This window comes from Paenibacillus sp. sgz302148 (genome assembly GCF_056120465.1).
This window is the reverse complement of the sequence record NZ_JBVYOJ010000014.1, coordinates 92,294-113,736: the sequence shown is the minus strand read 5'-3', so window position 1 is coordinate 113,736 and position 21,443 is coordinate 92,294. Positions and strand designations below refer to the sequence as shown.

The 21,443-nt window shown below is 50.9% G+C and carries 22 protein-coding genes; 21 read left to right on the top strand and 1 reads right to left on the bottom strand.

All coding sequences use genetic code 11. The annotated features are described in order from the left end of the window. Positions 1-54: 54 nt before the first annotated feature. Positions 55-915 (top strand): AraC family transcriptional regulator, encoded by an 861-nt coding sequence (locus AC0LWM_RS20855; protein WP_474676919.1) that lies wholly within the window; start codon positions 55-57, stop codon positions 913-915. Between the two features lie 72 nt (positions 916-987). Here the strand turns inward: AC0LWM_RS20855 and AC0LWM_RS20850 are convergent, their stop codons facing one another. Beyond that, a complete protein-coding gene (locus tag AC0LWM_RS20850; protein WP_474676918.1) occupies positions 988-1,356 on the bottom strand; it encodes a winged helix-turn-helix transcriptional regulator in 369 nt (122 codons plus the stop codon). A gap of 139 nt (positions 1,357-1,495) precedes the next feature. Between AC0LWM_RS20850 and AC0LWM_RS20845 the strand changes: the two genes are divergently transcribed. From AC0LWM_RS20845 to AC0LWM_RS20750, 20 genes are all read left to right on the top strand, one after another. Continuing rightward, complete coding sequence (locus AC0LWM_RS20845) at positions 1,496-2,224, top strand: NAD(P)-dependent oxidoreductase (protein ID WP_474676917.1); 729 nt, start codon at positions 1,496-1,498, stop codon at positions 2,222-2,224. A 13-nt stretch (positions 2,225-2,237) separates the two neighbouring features. Then, the gene (locus AC0LWM_RS20840; protein WP_474676916.1) at positions 2,238-2,699 is read left to right on the top strand and encodes a DUF2269 family protein; all 462 of its coding nucleotides are present in this window, start codon (positions 2,238-2,240) and stop codon (positions 2,697-2,699) included. A 41-nt stretch (positions 2,700-2,740) separates the two neighbouring features. Continuing rightward, entirely contained in the window at positions 2,741-3,241 is a 501-nt protein-coding gene (locus AC0LWM_RS20835; RefSeq protein ID WP_474676915.1) for an NUDIX hydrolase, read from the top strand. A 126-nt stretch (positions 3,242-3,367) separates the two neighbouring features. Further along, complete coding sequence (locus AC0LWM_RS20830; protein WP_474676914.1) at positions 3,368-4,222, top strand: NAD-dependent epimerase/dehydratase family protein; 855 nt, start codon at positions 3,368-3,370, stop codon at positions 4,220-4,222. Between the two features lie 350 nt (positions 4,223-4,572). Then, positions 4,573-6,723, top strand: a complete 2,151-nt coding sequence (locus tag AC0LWM_RS20825) for an ATP-binding protein (RefSeq protein WP_474676913.1) — start codon at positions 4,573-4,575, stop codon at positions 6,721-6,723. Continuing rightward, on the top strand, positions 6,720-7,295 hold the full coding sequence (locus AC0LWM_RS20820) for a Pvc16 family protein (protein ID WP_474676912.1): 576 nt from the start codon (positions 6,720-6,722) through the stop codon (positions 7,293-7,295). Before AC0LWM_RS20825 ends, AC0LWM_RS20820 begins: the two co-directional genes overlap by 4 nt. A gap of 47 nt (positions 7,296-7,342) precedes the next feature. Further along, positions 7,343-9,109 carry a phage tail sheath family protein gene (locus AC0LWM_RS20815; protein WP_474676911.1) on the top strand — a complete coding sequence of 589 codons (1,767 nt, stop codon included), beginning with the start codon at positions 7,343-7,345 and terminating at the stop codon, positions 9,107-9,109. A 50-nt stretch (positions 9,110-9,159) separates the two neighbouring features. Next, positions 9,160-9,597: a phage tail protein gene (locus AC0LWM_RS20810; RefSeq protein ID WP_474676910.1), complete on the top strand. Its 438-nt coding sequence runs from the start codon at positions 9,160-9,162 to the stop codon at positions 9,595-9,597. A gap of 30 nt (positions 9,598-9,627) precedes the next feature. Then, complete coding sequence (locus tag AC0LWM_RS20805; RefSeq protein ID WP_474676909.1) at positions 9,628-9,996, top strand: phage tail assembly protein; 369 nt, start codon at positions 9,628-9,630, stop codon at positions 9,994-9,996. After that, positions 9,939-10,172 (top strand): DUF6760 family protein, encoded by a 234-nt coding sequence (locus AC0LWM_RS20800; RefSeq protein WP_474676908.1) that lies wholly within the window; start codon positions 9,939-9,941, stop codon positions 10,170-10,172. Before AC0LWM_RS20805 ends, AC0LWM_RS20800 begins: the two co-directional genes overlap by 58 nt. Positions 10,173-10,183: 11 nt before the next feature. Then, the gene (locus tag AC0LWM_RS20795) at positions 10,184-10,621 is read left to right on the top strand and encodes a phage tail protein (RefSeq protein ID WP_474676907.1); all 438 of its coding nucleotides are present in this window, start codon (positions 10,184-10,186) and stop codon (positions 10,619-10,621) included. A 2-nt stretch (positions 10,622-10,623) separates the two neighbouring features. Further along, positions 10,624-11,457 carry a hypothetical protein gene (locus tag AC0LWM_RS20790; protein ID WP_474676906.1) on the top strand — a complete coding sequence of 278 codons (834 nt, stop codon included), beginning with the start codon at positions 10,624-10,626 and terminating at the stop codon, positions 11,455-11,457. Positions 11,458-11,478: 21 nt separating this feature from the next. Next, positions 11,479-12,108, top strand: a complete 630-nt coding sequence (locus AC0LWM_RS20785) for a CIS tube protein (RefSeq protein WP_474676905.1) — start codon at positions 11,479-11,481, stop codon at positions 12,106-12,108. Between the two features lie 4 nt (positions 12,109-12,112). Continuing rightward, positions 12,113-13,192 (top strand): phage late control D family protein, encoded by a 1,080-nt coding sequence (locus AC0LWM_RS20780; protein ID WP_474676904.1) that lies wholly within the window; start codon positions 12,113-12,115, stop codon positions 13,190-13,192. After that, a complete protein-coding gene (locus AC0LWM_RS20775) occupies positions 13,189-13,839 on the top strand; it encodes a phage baseplate assembly protein V (protein ID WP_474676903.1) in 651 nt (216 codons plus the stop codon). The genes AC0LWM_RS20780 and AC0LWM_RS20775 overlap by 4 nt, the downstream gene beginning before the upstream one ends. A gap of 50 nt (positions 13,840-13,889) precedes the next feature. Next, positions 13,890-14,180: a PAAR domain-containing protein gene (locus tag AC0LWM_RS20770; RefSeq protein WP_474676902.1), complete on the top strand. Its 291-nt coding sequence runs from the start codon at positions 13,890-13,892 to the stop codon at positions 14,178-14,180. A gap of 12 nt (positions 14,181-14,192) precedes the next feature. Continuing rightward, entirely contained in the window at positions 14,193-14,594 is a 402-nt protein-coding gene (locus AC0LWM_RS20765; RefSeq protein WP_474676901.1) for a GPW/gp25 family protein, read from the top strand. Between the two features lie 26 nt (positions 14,595-14,620). Beyond that, positions 14,621-17,779 carry a putative baseplate assembly protein gene (locus AC0LWM_RS20760; RefSeq protein ID WP_474676900.1) on the top strand — a complete coding sequence of 1,053 codons (3,159 nt, stop codon included), beginning with the start codon at positions 14,621-14,623 and terminating at the stop codon, positions 17,777-17,779. 19 nt (positions 17,780-17,798) lie between these two features. Further along, on the top strand, positions 17,799-19,790 hold the full coding sequence (locus AC0LWM_RS20755) for a putative baseplate assembly protein (RefSeq protein WP_474676899.1): 1,992 nt from the start codon (positions 17,799-17,801) through the stop codon (positions 19,788-19,790). Further along, a complete protein-coding gene (locus AC0LWM_RS20750) occupies positions 19,768-21,423 on the top strand; it encodes a phage tail protein (protein WP_474676898.1) in 1,656 nt (551 codons plus the stop codon). The genes AC0LWM_RS20755 and AC0LWM_RS20750 overlap by 23 nt, the downstream gene beginning before the upstream one ends. Positions 21,424-21,443 lie beyond the last annotated feature (20 nt).

Genomic DNA, 21,443 nt, shown 5'->3' with positions numbered 1-21,443 from the left:
CAGGATGATATCGCCTGGACGTGATACTCTGTTCTTAGAGAGGAGCTTTTGCGAATGGAATGGCTGAATCGAATGATGTCGGCGCTCGACTTGATGGAAGCGAAGATGGAAGAGCCGCTGGATATTGCGGAATTTGCAAAGGCTGCGTGCTCCTCCCCTTATCACTTTCAGCGGATGTTTTTTATGCTGACAGGGATGACCGTAGCTGAGTACGTTCGGAAACGGCGATTGAGCTTGGCGGCACAAGAGCTCGCGCTATCCGGTCCGAAGGTGATCGATGTCGCCATGAAGTATTGTTACGATTCTCCGGAGTCGTTCTCCAAGGCGTTTCGCAAGCTGCACGGCATTTCGCCCTCCGAGGCCCGGAATCCCGGCGTTCAGCTGAAAGCCTTTCCTCGCATCTCCTTCCATCTATCATTGAAGGGAGACAAAGAAATGAACTACAGAATTGTGCAAAAAGAGGCGTTCACCGTCGTTGGAAAATCAATCCGAACATCCACAATTGAAGGAGAGAATTCAAGGGAGATTCCGAAGTTTTGGCAAGATAGTCACGCGAACGGAACAGTAGGAAGAGTGGCTTTACTAGGAAAAACCCAAGACATTCTAGGTCTTTGCTATGATTCGCAGCAGGGGGGAGAGGTGTTTAAATACGCGATCGCGGTAGAGACCGATGCGGCAACGGCTGACAGTGAGTTTGAATTCATCCGGATTCCGGCCGCCACGTGGGCCGTCTTTACCTCCATTGGTCCAATGCCTGGAGCAATCCAAGAGGTATGGGGCCGTATCTACCAGGAGTGGTTCCCGAATATAGGGTATGAGCAGGCCGAAGGTCCGGATTTCGAGCTTTATCCGCCGGGAGATACGATGTCCGAAGATTATCGTTGCGAGGTATGGATTCCGATTGTAAAGAAATAAAGGCAACAAAAGTGGCGGCGGTCTAAGACTTTATGTTCGAGTCTTAACCGCCGCTGTTTTCTTTCTAAAATCCTACACCGGATTTGCGGTTACGTGAGCAGCCGGCTTCAAGCTGAGCCCATTATGATTTTCGCCCCATTCGCACATAACTTCCAAAACCGGGATTAGCGTCTCTCCATATTCACTTAGTGCATATTCCACTTTGGGAGGGACCGAAGGATAAATCGTACGTGTCACCAACCTGTCGTTCTCCAGCTCACGAAGGTGCTGCGCCAGCATTTTCTGGGTTACCTCGGGAATCAGCTTCTCCAGCTCACTGAACCTCTTGCTGGAGTCCATCAAATGCCATAGGATCAAAGGCTTCCACTTCCCGCCTACGACTTGAATCACCGTCTCGATAGGGCATTTCCTATCCTCCCCTGCTTCCGCGCGTACAAACATGATATCCCTCCATGCTCATGCTTACTTTTAAGTGAGTACCCTACATGAAAGTGGGTTCTTAACAAGATTTTAGAGCGATGCTATGCTTGAGTCAATCCAAAGTTGAAAATTGCGGATCCATGTAGAGGAGGAAAAGACGATGAAAATCATTGTTTTCGGAGCAACGGGAAATACGGGAAGAAGAGTGCTTGCACAAGGGGTTAAAATGGGACACGAAATGACCGCATTTGTGCGAAGTGCTGAAAAGCTTTATGAACAGCAAGACGAGCATACCGCACAGCATGTGAAGGTGACCGTGCAGGATATCATGGACCCGGTAAGCGTACGCGAGGCGCTTTCGCATCAAGACGCCGCTATTATTGCAGCCGGCCACGCAGGCCAGGGAGAAGAGTTCGTTCGTATCGTCGATAACATTATAAGCCAATGTGAAAACCACCCCAGTTTCTCTGGGCGGGTATGGTTAATGGGAGGCGCAGGCTTACTGGATATCCCGTATACCAATTTCATCGGCAACAATTTGCCCGGCTTCCCGCCCATGTTCCAAAATCATAACCGGAATCTCGAGCGGCTGCAGCGGACTCAGCTCGATTGGTCCGTGATGTGTCCGGGAACGATGGTTGATTCGATCGAGCATCCGGCGCCGGTACGACTGCATGTGACAACGGAAACCTTGCCCGTGCCAATTTCGGAGACGATAAAGGAATTTTCCGAGGCCGAAGTAGCCGGTCATTTGTTCAGCCGGCTTCAAGAGCTGAATGTCACTTATGAGGATGTGGCGAATTGTATGCTGAACCATCTCGAGCTCGCAGGACCGTTTAAAAGGAAAAGGGTCGGCCTCGCTTATCGAAGCGATATTTCGGTAAGTTAAGAGGGAGAAGGAGATGAACGGTTTGTTTGGATTGCTGCTCGTTTTGCATATATTGGCTTCGATTGCCGTAATCGGTCCCGCTTTCATGGTGCCCGTCATCCGAAGGTCCGCCAGAACCGCCGACCAGCTGCGCTTTGCTTTCGGTATAACGACAAAGCTTGCCATACTGCCTAAAATTGGCGGGGCCGTACTGATAGTTACCGGGATTTGGCTTATGATCATAACTAAGATGGGGTTATCTCAAATGTGGCTGAATCTATCCATCCTTTTATCGCTGCTCATGGTCGCGACAATCAGCGGATTGATCGAACCGCGTATGAAGAAGATCATGCAGATCGTATACGGAAGTGACGGTCAAGGGGATAAGGTTCCTGCCGAGTTCACACGGGCGATGAAAAAGATCACGCCGATCGAGTCGGCGGCACAGCTGCTGATGATCGCGATAACCGTGCTTATGGTCGTTAAGCCTTTTTAATGGGCAGTTTAGATAAACTTTCCAATCAATGGAATCGTCTAATGATAGAATACGAAGGAGGGATCTGTTTGGAGTACCAAGTTCCTAAACAATGTATTTCGGTTGCAGCTCTAGTCACAAATGAGAGTGGCGAGGTATTGCTGCTTAGAACACATTGGCGCTCAGATACATGGGAAATGCCCGGTGGAAATGTCGAATTGGGGGAACCCCTCGATGTGGCTATTTGCAGAGAGTTCCTTGAGGAGACGGGCATCGTTATTAAACCAGTAGGGATAACAGGTGTTTATATGAATACAACAAAACAAGTTTTGTCCGTATGTTTCCGAGCTCAATACGTAAGCGGCGAAATAAAAATACAAGAAGAAGAGATACTCGAAGCTAGATACATAAAAATCGATGAATCGAATATTGGGGAGTACGTAACAAGACCGCAGCAGAGATCCAGATTGTTAGATGCGATGAATGCAACGTGTTTTGTGCCCTTTGAAGCCTGGGAAACAAACCCTAGTTATACGTTGTTACATAGATTGGATGGGACATGAACAATAAACGATGAATATCCCGGAACTTTGAAAGACGACCTCTAATGTCACAAAAGTATCGTCATCTTTGTCTTCTATTATGAGAATGGTCTTGGCGACCTAAAAAAACAACATGGAGGTAAATGTATGAGAATCTTTGTGGCGGGAGGATCCGGGGCAGTAGGTCGGCAGCTGCTTCCAAAGCTACTGCAGGCCGGACATGAGGTCGTGGCAATAACTCGCAGCGAGCGAAATGCGCGAATTATGGAAAATGTGGGCGCACGTGTGCTGTTAGCCGATGTATACGACCAGGAAGCTGTCATTGCGGCAGTCGCTGAAGCCCGGCCGAATGCCGTTATCCATCAACTCACCTCATTAAGTGAAATGAACTTTCTCGAGAACTCAAGGATCCGAAAGGAAGGTACCCGAAATCTGGTCGAAGCTGCACAGGCGGCAGGGGTAACGCGCATCATCGCGCAAAGTATTTCGTGGGCCTACGAACCAGGAGAAGGGCATGCCTCAGAGGATACTCCTTTGGATTTGAACGCACCCGAGCCGCGGAGTAGAATGGTGGACGGGGTCGTCGCTTTGGAACAAGCCGTTACCGCAATACCGGAGTTCGTGATACTGCGGTATGGAAGGTTCTATGGCCCCGGAACATGGTACGAGCGCAACGGTCATATAGCGGAGCAAGTGCTGCGAAAGGAAATGCCCGCAACCGAAGGGGTTAGCTCCTTCATCCATGTGGAGGATGCGGCGAACGCGGCTGTGCTCGCGCTTGGATGGCCTTCCGGACCGGTAAATATAGTGGATGACGAGCCTGCCGCCGCGACGGAATGGCTTCCTGTTTATGCGCGTGCATTGGGGGCGCCCGAACCCAATTATATACCGGGTAAGGAGCGTGGCGAACGTGGCGCTTCGAATGCCAAGGCGCGCCTAGAATATGGCTGGGAGCCGATATATCCGACTTGGCGTTCGGGATTCTCACGAAGCCTGGATTGAGGGAACACCGATCGTATCGCCGCCATGCATGCCGAAGTGATTAGATATTTTGGACCTTTTCTGTTGATCTTCATTGCATCTTGATTCCAATTACCCTGATTTTCGAAAGAATACAATGAAAATCGACAGAAAAGCCTTCTTTTCCGGATATTCCCCGTTCAATCGATCCATATTGCGGTAACTGCAATTAGGTAATGCGATGGATTTGACTAGAAACAGATTGATGCTATAGTACAAGTACTAATCTAGAATAAGATGGTACATTACTTTTAAACGCAAAAAAAGCTCGATCTTTTATAGAATGGTATTTGTCGAAAATGCGTTTGCACTGATAAGGAGGTACCGCAACCGTGGATCGATTTCTGCTGCCCGCTGCAATAGAAGATGCCGCAGAAGCTCCTTATACCGACAATACGGAATACCTTTTGGACGAACTCACACAGTTAGACCTCATCATTCAAATTTGCATGATTCAAAAAGCGGAGAAAGGTCTAGAATCGCTTAGCGGACGACTGGAACAACTTGATTTTCTCCGAACCCACATCAAACACAGAAAAAAACGCAGTTTGCAACAGGGCATTCATTTGGCACTCCCTTATCTATCGCAGCTGCTTCAATTATCAGAGATCGAAGAGGCGGCTTTGGTTATCGTACTTGCACCCGAACTGGACTCCAAGTATGGGAATTCGTACGCTGGGTTGCAGGAAGATACAACACGAACCAAGCCAAGCGTCGAATTGGCGTTACAGCTTCTTGCCGTATTTAAACCCGGTCACATTTTCGCTCAATCGATATTCGGCCCGAGCAACAACCTTATGAAATATCGGTTATTACGATTTATCAAACCGGGTAGTTCCGACTATTTACTTGCCCGTAACCTCCACGTCGATACGCAAATTATTAATTTTCTGATCGGAATCGAGCAACTCGACAGCCGGCTGGAATCCGTAGCACAATTTGCCGACCGAATCCCCGATGCAGATAACGCATGGCTCGATAACGGACTGAAAAGCCGTATTCTAAAGCTAATCCAATCGCAACTCACTCCTGCTGGATATATGTATCAAAAGCTTTTATTCGTCATTTTCGGCGAAGCCGGATCCGGGAAACAACGAACAGCCCAAGCTGTTTGTCACGAGTTAGGTATTTCGCTCATCTTCGGCGACATTGCCAAAATGCTTCATCACCCTTCGAAATTCGCCGACAGCTTATTTCTCCTTTGCCGAGAAGCTCTTCTACATCCTGCCGCTTTATGCCTCCTCAACACGGATTCATTGTTCGCGCATCCGAATCAATATCCCCATGAAATCGCAATTTTTATGGATTCGGTTGAACGTTTTCCCAATTTGACTTTTTTAGTTGGGACAAGGTCTTGGTCTTCGTTAATATCAAGCGGAAACAGACTGTTTTTTGAGATTGAATTCACAACGCCCGATTCCGCGGATCGAAAAAAATTATGGAAAAGCTTATCCGAACACGTTCGATTCGAAGAACAAATTGACTTCGATTCCTTAGCCGAAAAATTTCGCTTTACTCCCGGACGTATTCAGAATGCGCTTGTCGCCGCTCGCAACTTGGCGTTATGGCGAAATCCGGAACACGGACGAATCGACATGAAAGACTTACAAGCATCCTGTTGTATGCTGACGACTCAAAAACTCGAGCATCGACTTGCCGATAAAATGAACCCGACAGGAACGCTGCAAGATCTGATTCTGCCACCGGAACAAGCGGACCGGCTTCAAGAGTTGATCGATCAAGTCAAGTTCCGTCGCATCGTACATGGCGAGTGGGGGTTTCAACGGAAATTGACTCGGGGCAGCGGTCTGAATATTTTGCTGCACGGTCCGCCGGGTACAGGAAAAACGATGGCCGCCGAAATCCTCGCGAACGAGTTGGGATTGGATATATACCGTATCGATCTCTCTCAAGTCGTCAGTAAGTATATCGGGGAAACCGAAAAAAACCTCAAACGAATATTTCAAGAGGCGGAGGAGAGCTACGCTATTCTGTTCTTCGACGAAGCGGACGCGTTGTTCGGCAAACGAACCGAAGTGAGAGACGCACTGGACCGCCATGCCAATACGGAAATTGCTTTTTTACTGCAAAAGATGGAGGAATACGACGGGATCACGATTTTGGCGACGAATCTGCTCGGCAATCTGGATGCCGCTTTTATTCGCCGTATGCAGTTCAGCATTGAGCTGCCGCTTCCGGACGAGATCCGACGCTTCGAAATATGGAAAGCGATGTTTCCGAAGGAAGCACCTCGCAGCGATGACATCGATTACGCGTTTCTTGCGAAAAGCTTCAAAATATCGGGTGGTCATATTAAAAACGTCGTGCTCTCGGCTGCTTTTTTGGCCGCCAGTGATTCGACGCCGATCGGAATGACGCACATCGTTCGCGCCGTCAAGCGCGAGCTGGACAAGATCGGAAAATTATCGTCAAAAGAGGACTTCGGTCCCTACTACGGTTTGCTGGGAGGGAACAGAGCTTGAGCGGAAATGCCATAGCCGACGTGGGGGCAACGTTAATCAAGCTATTGCGGGATAACTTGACGGATTTGACCTCGAGCTCCATTGCGCTGCATTCCCCGGCAGATTTAACCGAATCGTCGACGACAAGACTTACTTTGTTTCTGTACAACGTGATGGAAAATCCGTATATGCGGCTTCAAGACATGCCTCTTCCGCAACAAGGGCCGATTCCGACGCCGCCGCTTGTCCTTGACTTGCACTATATGCTTACCGCTTACTCGCAGCTGCCTGATCTAACAGACCGAACCCTCGAGGAGCATCAGATCCTCGGAAGGGCAATGAGGGTATTCCATGATCACGCTTCTCTTGGAGGCGCGGAGCTGCAAGGCGGACTGGCCGGCAACGAACAACATTTACGGATAACGCTCAATCCCATGACCATCACCGAGCTTTCCGATATTTGGTCGACTTTCAAAAACCTGAATTTGAGACCGTCCGTAAGTTATGTCGTTTCGCCGCTATCCATTCTATCGGATCGAATGAACAATGCGACGAGAGTGAAAGAGAGGATCATAAAATTCGGCAACACCTGACAATTGATATTCTAACCATGTGAATAAGAAAAAGGAGGAATGAGATTATGCCTGAATATTTGTCGCCCGGCGTTTACGTGGAAGAGATCGAACTCGGAAGCAAGCCTATCGAAGGTGTTTCTACCAGCACTGCCGGTTTTTTGGGCCTGACGGAGCGTGGACCTACAACCCCGAAGCTCATTACGAGCTGGCTTGGTTACCAGAGGGTATTCGGCGGTATTGTCTCGGAGAACCAATACTTGCCTTTTTCGGTGCAAGGCTTTTTTGATAACGGCGGCAAGCGTTGCTATATCGGCAGGATTGTGAAGGCAGACGCCGCCAAAGCGAAATTGGTGCTGAAGGAAGAAGCAACGAACAATTCGGCGTTAACGGTATCTGCCGTCGGCGAAGGCACGTGGGGGAACCGGATAGCGGTACAAGTAGAGGCCGCTTCATTGCAAGGGGTTAAGATCAGCGTCTTCTACTGGAAGAATGATGCTCCCAGTTCAGTGTTCAACCCCTTAAAGGATTCGAAGACAACTCCGCGTCCTTCGGTGACCGAAGTGTTCGATAACGTCTCGGTAGACTCTGCCTCCCCGGACTTCTATGGGGTTAAAGTAAATGGCATCTCCAATTTGATCTTCATTTCCAAAGAAAACGCCGATTCCGGAGCAAAACCGAGTACGGGCTCCAGTATTGCTTATTTAAAAGACGGTACCGATTTTTTCTTCATCGAAGGTAAAGCGGCTAGCGGGACTGGAAATTCGATTAAGCTGGACGCAAACGCATCGACGACCAAGGACGCCTATAAGGGCATGTCCATCGTAATACTCGATGGTACCGGAAAAGGACAAGTCCGCAAAATTACGGCATACTCGGAAACGAATAAAACCGCAACGGTAGACGAAAATTGGGCGACGGCTCCGGCGGCCGATTCAGATTACCGGATCACAAATGAGACATTTACGATGGCCGACTATACGAGGGATGATACGGAAAAACCGAACCGGAAAGGATTGGCCGGTTTCTCCGAAATCGAGGAAATTTCGATCGTCTACTCGCCGAACTCACAAATCGTTGCGGGTTTGACCCAAAAGCTTATCGATCATTGCAAGGCAAAGAAGCGGTTCGCCATCATCGATGAAAAACAAGGCGCGGTCAACATCGATTCCATTAAGCCTCGAGATACGTTCGATACGCAGTACGCAGCTTACTATTATCCATGGATCAAGGTCGTACACCCAACCGCCGGGACTAAAATTACGGTTCCGCCTGGCGGACACGTGGCAGGCATTTATGCCCGTTCGGATATCGAACGGGGCGTCCACAAGGCTCCCGCCAACGAAATCGTTAACGGCTCGGTAGAGTTGGAGTTTCAGATCACGCAGTCGGAGCAAGACATTCTGAACCCGCGAGGCGTGAACGTCATTCGCTCCTTCCCAGGGCGGGGAATTCGCGTGTGGGGTGCCCGTACGTTATCCAGCGATTCGTCTTGGAAATACATTAATGTCCGCAGGCTGTTTAATTTCTTGGAGCAATCGATCGATCAAAGCACGCAGTGGGTCGTCTTCGAGCCGAATGACGAGAGACTGTGGGCTCGGGTAAGGCGCAGCGTTAACGAGTTTCTTACTCGCGTATGGCGGGACGGCGCGTTGATGGGAACGAGACAGGAGCAGGCATTCTTCGTCAAGGCGGATCGTACGACGATGACCGACGACGACATCAACAATGGCCGACTCATCGTATTGATCGGCGTAGCACCGGTAAAACCGGCCGAATTCGTCATCTTCCGCATCGCCCAAGTAGCTTCCGGCTTCGACATGAACCAGGTATGAAATTAAGACTCAACTCGAATCAAATCAATTGAAAAAGGAGGGGATCGGCGATGGCGACAGGTCAGCGTAAAGATCCGTTTAGAAACTTTCGATTCCGCGTCGAAATTGACGGCATTCAGCAGGCAGGGTTCAGTGATGCAACCGGATTCGACTCAACGGTCGACGTGATCGAATATCGTGAAGGAAGCGATCCGACCCACATGCGCAAGCTGTCCGGCTTGACGAAATACGGCAACATCACATTGAAATGGGGCCAAACCGACTCCATGGATCTCTATACGTGGCATAAAGAAGCCGTAAGCGGAAACGTTCAGCGCAAGAACATGTCCGTTATCGTCGTAGACGAAGCCGGCAACGACAAAGCCCGCTTTGATTTCGTCAGCGCTTGGCCGACCAAATACGCCGCACCCGAATTGAACGCCAAAGGCAACGAAATCGCGATCGAATCGCTTGAAATCGTGCACGAAGGTATGACGCGCGTCAGTTAATAACCTGCTTAAGGCAGAGGGAGGCATCCAATGGTTTTCGTTACCGAATTCGAATTTACACTTCCCAAAGGATACGTCGATAAGAACGGGAATCTTCACCGCGACGGCGTGATGCGCCTTTCCACGGCGGCCGATGAAATATTGCCGCTTAAGGATCCTCGGGTACTGCAAAACCCGGCTTATTTGACCGTCATTTTGTTGTCGCGTATCGTCACGAAGCTGGGAGATTTGCAAGTGATCAACCCTGGCGTCATCGAAGGACTGTTCTCGCTCGATCTTGCTTATCTTCAGCAGCTGTACCGGCAGATCAACGAGAGCGGTTCGCCGAGAGTCGAAGCGGAATGTCCGCGGTGCGACCACAAATTCGCCGTCGAGGTATCGGCCGCGGGGGAAGCATAAGTGGCTACCCTCTGGATAAGCTTTACGAGGAGATAGCCTTTATTTCCTATTATTTTCATTGGTCTCATTCGGAAATCATGCAACTGGAACATCGCGAAAGAGTTCGGTGGTGCGAGGAAATTTCTCGGATTAACCGAAAATTGAATCAGGAGCCGGATAATGCGTTGAAGCTCTAGGAGGAAACGGAATGGCAACGGCAGAACGAAAAGATCCGCTAGCGGGCTTTCGGTTTCGCATCGAGTTGGATGGATTGGTCGTCGGAGGGTTCACCGAAGTATCCGGCCTCCAGGCGGAGACGGAAACGGAAGATTATCGCGAAGGCGGTGTGAACGATTATGTTCACAAGCTCCCGAAGTTGACCAAGTATCCCAACATCTCCTTGAAACGAGGGCTCACGAACTCCGACGAGCTATGGAACTGGTTTCGCGACTCGAAGAACGGGAAGATCAAACGAAGAAACGGATCCTTAATCGTACTCGATGCTTCCGGCAACGAAAGCTGGAGATGGAACTTCAGTCAGGCGTATCCCGTCAAATGGGCCGGCCCGGAGCTCAGGTCGGATAGCGGAAGCGTCGCTTTCGAGACGATTGAGCTCGTACACAACGGATTCAGCAAGGATGGATGACCTTGACGCCAATCGAATTCGCCGAACGGATATTGCGAAAACATGCACCCGGGCAGAGAAGAAAGGCTACACCATTGAATCTCGTATTTTTAAAACCGTCGCTTCTCCATTGGATTTCAGTATGGCGCGGGCAGGTAGGCGGAAGACCGGCGATTCCGCCAAGGGCTTGGAAAATAGGCCTGCAGCTTCTTGTCCAATATGCCCATCATCGGTCGGAGCATAAGTCCGCGCTTCATTTCACGAATCATCGCGAACTTAGCTCTTATCGGGCATCCGTCACGCAGCCCTTATTGACGTTCAACAGCACCGTAGGTCGCAGAATCGAACTTGGACCGGTTGCGGGAAGCCAGAACAGAGTCTTGTTTAACGTACATTACGATCGCTCGATGAACGCATTAACTTCGTTTCTCCAACTAGGCAACTCTTCCTTTCATCAAGGTATCGTCCAGCAGATTCACTTGAGCCTACATAGAAAATCGCATTCGAATATTCATTCCGAGTCTGACACGCAAACGAATTTACATGATTCACGAATCGACAACAGCACGTCGCAAGCGATTCAGCAAAACTTCCGATCGACAACGCAATCCACTCCTTCGTACACCTACTCGAAATTGGTGTCGCTGGAATTGGTGAAAACGCGATCTGAAAACGCGGATAGACCGCCGGCTTCCCTTGAAGAAAGCAGAAGAGCGGGCGAACTGTTCAATTCGCCGCAACCAACGCCGCAGCTGCCTTCCGCGGCCCCGTCGATCGATATCAAAAGGTTAACGGATGAAGTCTATCAAGCGATCGAGAGAAAGCTGAAGATCGAAAAACAAAGAAAAGGCTTATAAGCCAGGTTTCCGGAGGTCCCTATGGCGTTGGAAAAAGCGCTCATTCAACCGCTGGACGAGAAGGGCTCACCTATGGGGGAGCCGGTCAAGGTGCTGTTCAACCCGACGGAATATAGCATCGAGAAGGGAAACCAGTACCAATCCGTCTCCATTCCCGGCAAGTCCGTGCCCGCTGTGCAATTCACAAATGGGAATGGGCAGACGCTGTCTATGGATCTGTTCTTCGATTCCTACGAACAAGGCGAGGATGTCCGGATGTTTACGGGAAAAGTCGTCGCTCTTCTCGATATCGACGGCCAATCGCATGCTCCGCCGGTGTGCAAGTTCATCTGGGGCAAGCTCGAATTCAAAGGCGTGATCGAGAAATTATCACAGAAGTTTACCATGTTTCTGAACACAGGCATTCCGGTCCGCGCCACGTTGAGCGTCTCGTTTAAAGAGTACAAAACGATCATGGAACAGATGGCGGAAACCGTCCCGTCCAATCAGACCAAACAAGTCACGGTCAAATCGGGCACAACCCTATCTGCGATTGCGGAGCAACAATATGGTGATGCGGGCAAATGGCGCGATATCGCCCAAGCGAACCGTATTGCCAATCCGCGCCTATTGCAGCCAGGCCAGCAAATCACCGTACCTCCTTTGGAGTGATCGCATGGATTTCGTTCAATTGGATAACAAATACGGCCATTTTTACGCTCCTGCCTTCGAGATCGAAATCGCGGGACGAAACATGACGAAGGAAGGCATGCTCATTTCCGGCTTGAGTGTCGACCTGTCATTGGAGGAAGCGGATCATTTCTCGTTCACGATCGACCTGGCGTTCGATGAAATCGCGGGCGATTTGAATTGGATCGACACTTTCCTTCCCGCAACCAAACGGATCACCATCAGGATGGGGTATGCAAACAAGCTGGAGCTCATGCTCGTCGGTATGGTCACCTCCGTAACGGCGAAATTTCCGTCGAGCGGCAATCCTCAATTGGAAATAAGCGGGCTCGACCTATCGCATTTGCTGATGCAAAGAAAGGAACCGAAGTCATGGAACGACATGAAGCACAGCGATCTGGTCACATTGATTGCAGCGGAATACGGCTTGAAGAGCGTTGTGGAGGACACGAAAGTAACCTATCCTAAAATATCGAAGGATACCGGGAAAAGCGATTATCAATTGATCCAATCGTTAGCGCAAAAAAACTACTTCGAATTTTTTGTGTTCGGCGATACGCTCTATTTTCGCAAGCCGGCTTTGGAAAGCGATCCGGTTGTGACGCTGGCTTGGAAGCAAAACCTGCTAAGCTTTCAACCCGAGCTCAACTTTGCCGGGCAAGTTCAAGAGGTGGAAGTGCGGGGATGGGATCCGAAAGCGAAAAAGGAAATTATCGGAACCGCCCGGGTCGGCGACGAAGCGGGTAAACAGTCCGCAAGGAAAAGCGGAGGCGAGCTCGTAGCAAATTCCGCTTCCGATAAAATAAGTGAAAATGCCCGTTATCCCGTATTCTCGCAGCAAGAAGCGGACCAACTCGCGAAATCGATTCTGAACAAGCATGCCGAAGGGCTGATCAAGGGAAGCGGGGAATCGATCGGCATTCCGGAAATCCGGCCGGGCAAGCGCATTCAGCTCGAGAGGCTGGGCAAACGATTCAGCAAAGCTTATTATATCGAAAAAAGTACGCATACGATCGGCGGTTCCGGCTATACGACAACTTTCCATATCAAGGAGAATGCGCTATGAGCTTGTTCGAATTGCTGCAAAACGATAATCAAACCGGCGAGCAGGTGCAGGGCGTCGTGAACGCGATCGTGACCAACAATCAAGATCCGGAGAACATGGGCCGCGTGAAGCTGAAATTTCCGTGGCGTAATGGCGTCGACGAAAGCCATTGGGCCAGAATCGTGACTTTAATGGCGGGCAAAGACCGCGGCTGCTTCTTCGTGCCGGAAGTCGGGGATGAAGTGCTTGTCGCCTTCGAGATGGGCAATATCGACCACCCTTATGTGATCGGCTCGCTTTGGAACGGCCAAGACGGTCCGCCGGAGAAGAACGGAGACGGGAAAAATAACATTCGCAAAATTAAATCCCGAAGCGGGCATGAGATCATCTTTGACGACGAGGACGGCAAAGAGAAAGTGACGCTGCAAACGAAAGCCGGTCATCGCATCGTACTGGACGATGCGTCGATGTCCGAAAAAATCGTGATTATCGATAAATCGGGCTCGAACTCTGTCGTCATCGATTCCGTTGCAAATGAGATCGTGATGGAAAGCGCCATGCGCCTCGTGCTGAAATCGCAAACGATCGAGATCGACGCCGGAACTCAATTAACGATCAAAGCTGGTGCGGCGCTCACGATTCAAGGAGCGATTGTGAACATTAATTAATGCCATGAAAAATTAATGACATGAAATAGATTGACCGAGGGGTGAAGGATATGCCGCCAGCCGCAAGATTAGGGGACATGACCGGTCACGGTACGCCGCTCGGTCCGGGTCCCGGAAGCGCGAACGTGTTCATCGGAGGGATGCCGGCATGGCGAGCGTTATCGGATACGCACGTTTGTCCTTTGGCCACGCCCAATCCGCATGCCGGAGGCATGGTAGTCGTAGGAAGCGCGACGGTATTTATCAACTCGCTGCCGGCTGCGCGAATAGGGGATCTGATCGTAGAGAGCGGACCGCCGAACGTCATTTTGTCCGGGGCACCGAACGTCATGATTGGGTAAGGAGGATCCGGAATGGTTAACGAATATTTAGGTGTCGGCTGGCGTTTCCCCGTTAAAGTCGACGGATTGTCCGGAAAGCTCGCGATGTCTCGCGGTGAACGGGATATTGAGGAAGCGATCCGAATCATATTGTTCACGGCCAAAGGAGAGCGGGTCATGCGACCCGATTTCGGCTGCGGCATTCATGATTATGTGTTCGCTTCCCTAAATACGGCAACGATCGGATTGATGGAGTCCAGCGTGCGCGATGCGCTCGTCCGGTGGGAACCCCGCATTCAAGTACAAAGCGTCACCATTTCGCAAGATCCGGCTTTGATTGATCTAGGGAAGCTGATGATCGATATCAACTACAGCGTTCGTACGACGAATCAGCCCTTTAATCTCGTTTTTCCGTTTTATGTAAGAGAAGGTTGACCGACTTTCGTCCCGGTGGTGAAACGATGAAGGCTCCGTTAATTGACAATAGAGACATCGACGCGTTGCTGAAGGAAATGCGGGAACTGGCTCCATTTTTCACGCCCGAATGGAAGCCGGCTGCGGATAACGATGCCGGAACGGCCGTCATGAATCTGTTTGCCCGAATGTACATGGGCATCGTTCAGCGTCTGAACCGGGTGCCGGATAAAAACTTCATCGCGTTCCTTAACATGCTCGGCATGAAGCTGCTTCCGGCCAGCCCGGCAAGAGGCCCGGTCACATTCCAATTAAGCTCGGGCGCTCGCGAGTCCGTGCTTATCCCCGCGAAAACACAAGTCGCCGCGCAACCGGCAGACGGAGGCAAACCGATCGTTTTCGAGACGGAACGGAACATCGTGGCGACCCCATCCAAATTGCTCGAGGCCATTTGCTACAATCCGGCCCTAAATAGGATTACACAAGCGCCTGCGGCGTTCTTGGAAGCGAAATCCGCCGAGCCTTACGAATTGTTCGCTGAACCCGATCTCCAGTCTCACATGATCTACCTGGGGCATAGCGATTTATTCAACGTCAAATCGGAACTTAGTTTTACGCTTCAATTTGACAGGGTCTCAGTAACCGATCGACAACTTGCCGCTTTAGCCGAGATGAACTGGCAATATGCATCCGACGAGGGCTGGATCGACTTCGGTACGAATCCGATAGAACTGGGCATCGAATTCGTTAAAAAACAACCGGCTAACTTCGCTGAGATCGAAGTGAACGGCATTAAAAGCCGCTGGATTCGGGGATGTGTCGATCCGAAACGGGTCAAGGAAGCGGAAAGCATCCGATTCCACTCTCTCAATCTGTCCGTGGTCAATAAGGCAATCGCTCCGGATATGGCTTTTTACAACAATATCCCATTGGACGTTGAGGACATCAATAAAAGCAAAATTTATCCTTTCGGGCTAACCCCCCGGTTATATGATACGTTTTATGTCGCATGCAATGAAGCGTTGTCCAAAAAAGGGGCGAAAATAACGATCGATTTTTCGTTAACCCATGAACGAAGCTCTAATCATGATACGACCGGTGGCATTACCGCGATGCTTTCTTGGGAGTATTGGAACGGCCGTGGCTGGGTGAGATTAAAAGGCATCGATGAACATTTTAAACTCAGCGACGCCAGGGTCGGTACAGCAAGCCGTCCGATCAGTTTTACCAATCCGGACGACATGGCGGAGACCGTCGTTCAAGGACAATCGAACTATTGGATCCGTTGCAGAATCGCAAGCGGCGATTATGGCAAAGAGGTATTAGAAAAGAAGTCAGGGACGGAAAACGTCTATGTACTTGCTCCTCACTTCATCGTTCCGAAAATTTCCAGGCTGATCTTTCACTATGAGCTGAATACGGTAAGCTCTCGTTCAAAACTGCAGCACATCTTGACTTTAAACAATTTGGACTACTTGGACCGCACACCCGAATTGGCAAACGGGAGAACGGTTCAGCCCTTTTATCGACTCGGCGACGTGCATCAAGCGTTGTATCTCGGCTTCGATAAGCCGCCGCTAAACGGTCCGATCAGCGTCTATTTTCGTGTTCAAGACCAAGAGTATAGTGAAACGAATTTTCCTAGATTGGAATGGGAGTATTACCGCGAAGGCGAGGGGCGCAAAGGCTGGGTGCGGATGGACGTTCGAGACGAGACGCGCCACCTGACACAAAGCGGGTGCGTAGAATTCGTCGGATTGCCGGACTTTGCCGTACCGGATTTGTTCGGAAAGCAGCTGTATTGGATTCGCGCGGTAGATATCGAAGATCGGTTTCGGCCATTTAGGACGCATCCTATATCATCGCGATCGCCTATTCGCGGAATAAACCGCACCGCACAGGCTAAGTCGGAAGACGGCGATTGTACATGCGGTCCTGGGCCGTGCTCTGATTTTATATTGTTCGATCCGCGATTCTCCTTGTCGATTGATGAGGGGACTGCACCGTCGCCGAAGATAAACGGAATCTACTTAAATGCTGTCATGGCGTCCCATACGGAGAGCGTGTTGAATGAAACCATCGGATCAAGCACGGGAACCGCTTCGCAAACCTTTTCCTTCGTCAAGTACCCGGTCCTATCGGAGGGAATTTATATCGATGAGCTGTCAGCTCTCTCGGAAGACGAACGAACCGCTCTAAGAGAAGATCGAACCGTTCAAGTCCGGGAAACGAAAAACGAGGCGGGCCATACGACGGCATTCTGGGTGAAATGGATTGCGGTCGAGAACATCCAAGATTCGGATCGGCATGGACGCCATTACGAAATCGATCGCACGTTCGGCAAAGTTCAGTTCGGCGACGGCGTTCACGGCAAAATCCCGCCGATCGGATCGGATAACATCATCGCCGACTATACAGCGGGCGGAGGTACGGCCGGCAACATCGCGGCGAACGAAATCAAAATCATGAGGACGTCAATCGCCTTTGTTGATCGCGCAAGTAATCCGTACGCGTTCGGCGGCGGCTACGATACCGAATTGCTGGAACATGCGTTGGAACGTGGTCCGCTCTCGTTCAGAACCCGTAACTTTGCGGTCACGGCGGCAGATTACGAACAACTGACGCTGCAAGCTGCTCAAGGCATTGCCAAGGTCAAGTGCTTGCCTAATTTTAACGACCAAGGCGAGCATGAAACCGGGTGGGTGACTGTCATTATCGTCCCACAGGGCAGCGAAACCAAACCAAGCCCTACGCCGCAGCTTCGCCGGCAAGTAGAGGCGTATTTGCGCGAACGTGCGCCGAACGTGATCTCTTATCCGCGTCGTATAAAAGCAATCGGTCCGCTTTACGCGGAAGTATCCATTTCGGCCCGGATCATCGCAAGCTCGTTCGATACAGTGCCGATCGCAGAGCAAGAGGCGAATCGCAAGCTGAGACAATTTCTGCATCCGCTGTCAGGCGGCAAAGAAGGACGCGGGTGGGAGTTCGGCATGCTGCCTTGCTTAAGCGATTTTTACGCGCTCTTCGAAGCGGATCGAAACGTAGATCACGTCGAGGCGCTTAGCATGACGATTCGCGACGCGGCGAGCGGAACTTCCATTCAAGTGACACCAAACAAAGCGATTGACATCCGAACTTTGCCTTATCTCTTGATATACAGCGGTGAACACAAGTTGGTCGTAACGGGCTTGCCTGTAAGCAAATAGCTGGGAAGGGGGCGATATCATGTTGCCTTTGCCGAATTTGGACGATAAGACGTACAAACAAATCGTGGAAGAGGCGATAAAAGGGATCCCGCGCTACGCTCCCGATTGGACGGATCACAACGTTCACGATCCCGGCATCACTTTCATCGAGCTTTTCTCGTGGCTCACTGAGCTGCAGCACTATTATTTAGATCAAATCCGTGACGAGAACGAACTGAAGTTTCTGAAGCTGCTCGGACAGAACCCTCGTGCTGCCGAACCTGCAACGACGGATGTGACGTTTACTTTCGAATCGGAGGATGGCCCGAACAGGCTTATTCCACGGTCGACTCAACTTTCTACGATAGATGGCGATATCGTCTTCGAAACGGAAGAACCGTTGCTCGTTTCTCCCGTAAAGCTATGCAAAATCATCGGTTTCCAATCTTCGGGTGCCGTCGATCATACCGATGCGAACAGCCGCGTCGGATTGTATTTTTCTGCTTTCGGCCGTCATGCGAAAGTGGGCAGCAAGCTGTATCTCGGCTTCGACAAACCATTTCCGGCAGATGAATTCATCCCGATCACCTTTCATCTCTTTGAGGATTATCCGGTTGCGAGAGGCGTCTACTCGATCAGAGATCAACTCGCAATTACACCGTCGGCAACGCTTGAATGGGAGTATTACGCATCTGCCGATAGCGGTAAATGGATGCCGCTTGCGATCGAATCCGACGAAACGATGATGTTATCGTTCAGCGGGAGATTGATATTCCGTGCGCCGGGAGATGCGCTCAACCATACCGTTGGCATATCGGGTGACGATTTGTATTGGATTCGGGCGACGATTCGAGAAGCGGGCTACGAACAGCCGCCAAAAATCAACCGCATCCTTCTGAATACGGTACCCGCCGTCCAAAGCCAAACCGTCCACGATGAATACGTGGGGAGCTCGAACGGATTACCAGGTCAATATTTTAACTTATCTCATTTTCCCGTATTGCCGCAATCGTTGAAGCTGCAAGTCGAAGAAGGGGCAAGCGCCGATCCGAATTGGACCGAATGGAAACAGGTCGATTCATTGGATGCTTCGAAACCGACGGACAAGCATTATGTGCTGCAGTCGGCGACGGGCCGGCTTCAATTCGGCGACGGCGTGAACGGCGCTATCCCGAAACCCGCTAAAGATCCGAGCATCGGCAATATGAAAGCCTCCGTTTACCGATTCACCTCGGGTGCGAGAGGGAATGTCGGCATTCATGCGATTACGCAGTGGGTCGATCCAGCTCCGGAGTTTCTAGGCCTCAAAGTCGATAATTGGAACCCGGCTGCCGGAGGGACAAATAACGAAACGTTGGGCATTGCCAAAATCCGTACGCGAAAACAGCTTCGAAATTCCCATAGCGCCGCCACGTCGGAAGACTATGAATCGCTGGCTTTGTCCACGCCGGGCCTTCGCGTCGCGCGCGCCAAAGCGATTCCGAATGCGGATCAACACGGTAAACCCGCTCCGGGAGTCGTGATGGTCGTCGTCGTGCCTTACAGCGAATACTCGAATCCGATGCCGAGCGACGGCTTCCTTGACACCGTATGCCGGCATCTTTGTCCGCATCGTCTTCTGACGACTCAACTGCGCATCGTTCCCCCGGTATACGTGAAAGCGTCGGTTGATGCGCTCATCCGCGTCCGACCGGGTTATGATACGGCAGCAACGAGGCAAAAGGTCGTTTCCTCGCTGCTGCGTTATATGCATCCGTTGACAGGAGGCGAAGGCGGATCGGGCTGGACTTTCGGCCGGGCCATTTATGTGTCCGAAATCTACGATACGATTGAACGGAACGATGGAGTCGAGTGCGTGCAGAACGTTATGATTGCGGCTTCGGGAAAAGGAATCCGGCAAGACACGGAAGGGAATGTTTACATCCCTCCGCACAGTCTCGTCTATTCCGATTCGCATCAGATCGATACGGTTTCCGCTGAAGCGGACTGCGGACCATACGGAGGTTGTCATGGCCACGAACGAACAAAATGAATTTTTATTTCTAACGATCAATCATCGCGAGGCGTGGGAAGAGGGGCGTCTCGACAATGTCGAGACGCAAGGCGAGGAAGGCATCTCGATTTGTAATGTTAAACGGTACGTTCCCGATTACACGATCGGGGTGAAGGATTTTACACGCGGCTTCACTTTATCGGATGTGACAGTCGGCCCTTGCCAAACGGTATACGTGTTGGATAGGAAAGCGCGAAAAGTGTATCGATACGATCCGATCGAATCCCGCTGCGAGGAACTCCTCTGCCTTCAAGCCTACTGCGCCGATCCAATTGCTATCGTTTATGAGGAAGGCGGAATCACCGTCACGGCTGCGCAAGGAAAAAACCGTTTGCTCCATTTTGCCGAACCGAATGGACAGCTTATTTGGTGTACCGATGAAGATGAGGATGCCGGTGGCCACCCTGTCGGTGCAGGCCAGCCTTGGCATTCGGAACAAATGACCGTCGATTCCCCGGTTGTCCAAGAAGCGCTAACCGCCTATCCGGGCAACGCAGACAAGCTGCTGATCGACGAATGCAATCGGCTGTATATCCTCGATCGGGAATCAGGGATAATCACGGTGCTCAGGCTGGACAGCGTTCTCTTCAAAAAGCCGGGAAGCCCGCTCGCGACAGGCACTTATTATTCGAAGGCGTTCGATAAGACGGAATCGAGAGATCCTTGGCACAAACTGGTTATTGATGCATGGATCCCCGATAACGCCCAAATCGAAGTCTCGTATTTGACGGCCGACGAATATTTAACGGATGTGGAGGGGATGAACGGCTGGTCGCAGCCGATGCTAGGCCCGAAGCAAATGCTCATCCTTAACTGCAAGGAAAGATATCTTTGGGTCCGAATCGATTTGATCGGCAACGAAACGCAATCTCCTATCGTCCGAAGCATTCAAGCCGTCTTTCCGCGAACATCCTATTTGCGGTACTTGCCTGCCGTGTATCAAGATGACGAAGAAAGCCGAGATTTTCTCGAACGGTATTTAGCGCTATTCGAAGCGTTTCTATCCGCCTCGGAACGACGGATCGATACGATCGCCCGATGGTTTGTTGCGGACAGCGTGAGCGGGGATTACTTGCGATGGCTCGCTTCCTGGCTCGCCATTGCGTACGACGAGAACTGGCCGGAAGACAAGCTTCGCAATTTGATACATGAGATCCCTCAGCTTTATGGCGAGCGTGGCACGCGCGGCGGGATGGAAGAGATGATCCGGCTTTATACCGGCGATCGACCCTATATTGTCGAACAATTTCAACTGCAATACGCCAAAGACGCAGCGGTCGTTCAGGTGCTGGAACGCTTATTCGGCAAAGCCCCCTATAGCTTCTGCGTTCTGCTGAAACCCGGTCAAGTCCGCTCGGAGTCCGAATACTCCACAGTGAAACGCATCGTCGACACCGAGAAACCGGCGCATACATGCGGAGGAGTCACCCTTTTGCAGCCATGGATTTACCTCGATATGCATACATACGTCGGGATCAATACGGTGCTCACAGAACCCGACTCCCGAATCGGTTCAAGCGTTGTTCAGCGCGACACTGTGCTTATGAGCGATTCGCCGTTCGGTCAAGTCGGAAGCTCTACGTTAAAAAGCGCCTTTACGCAGCTTGCCTAATACGGAAAAGGAGGAACGGA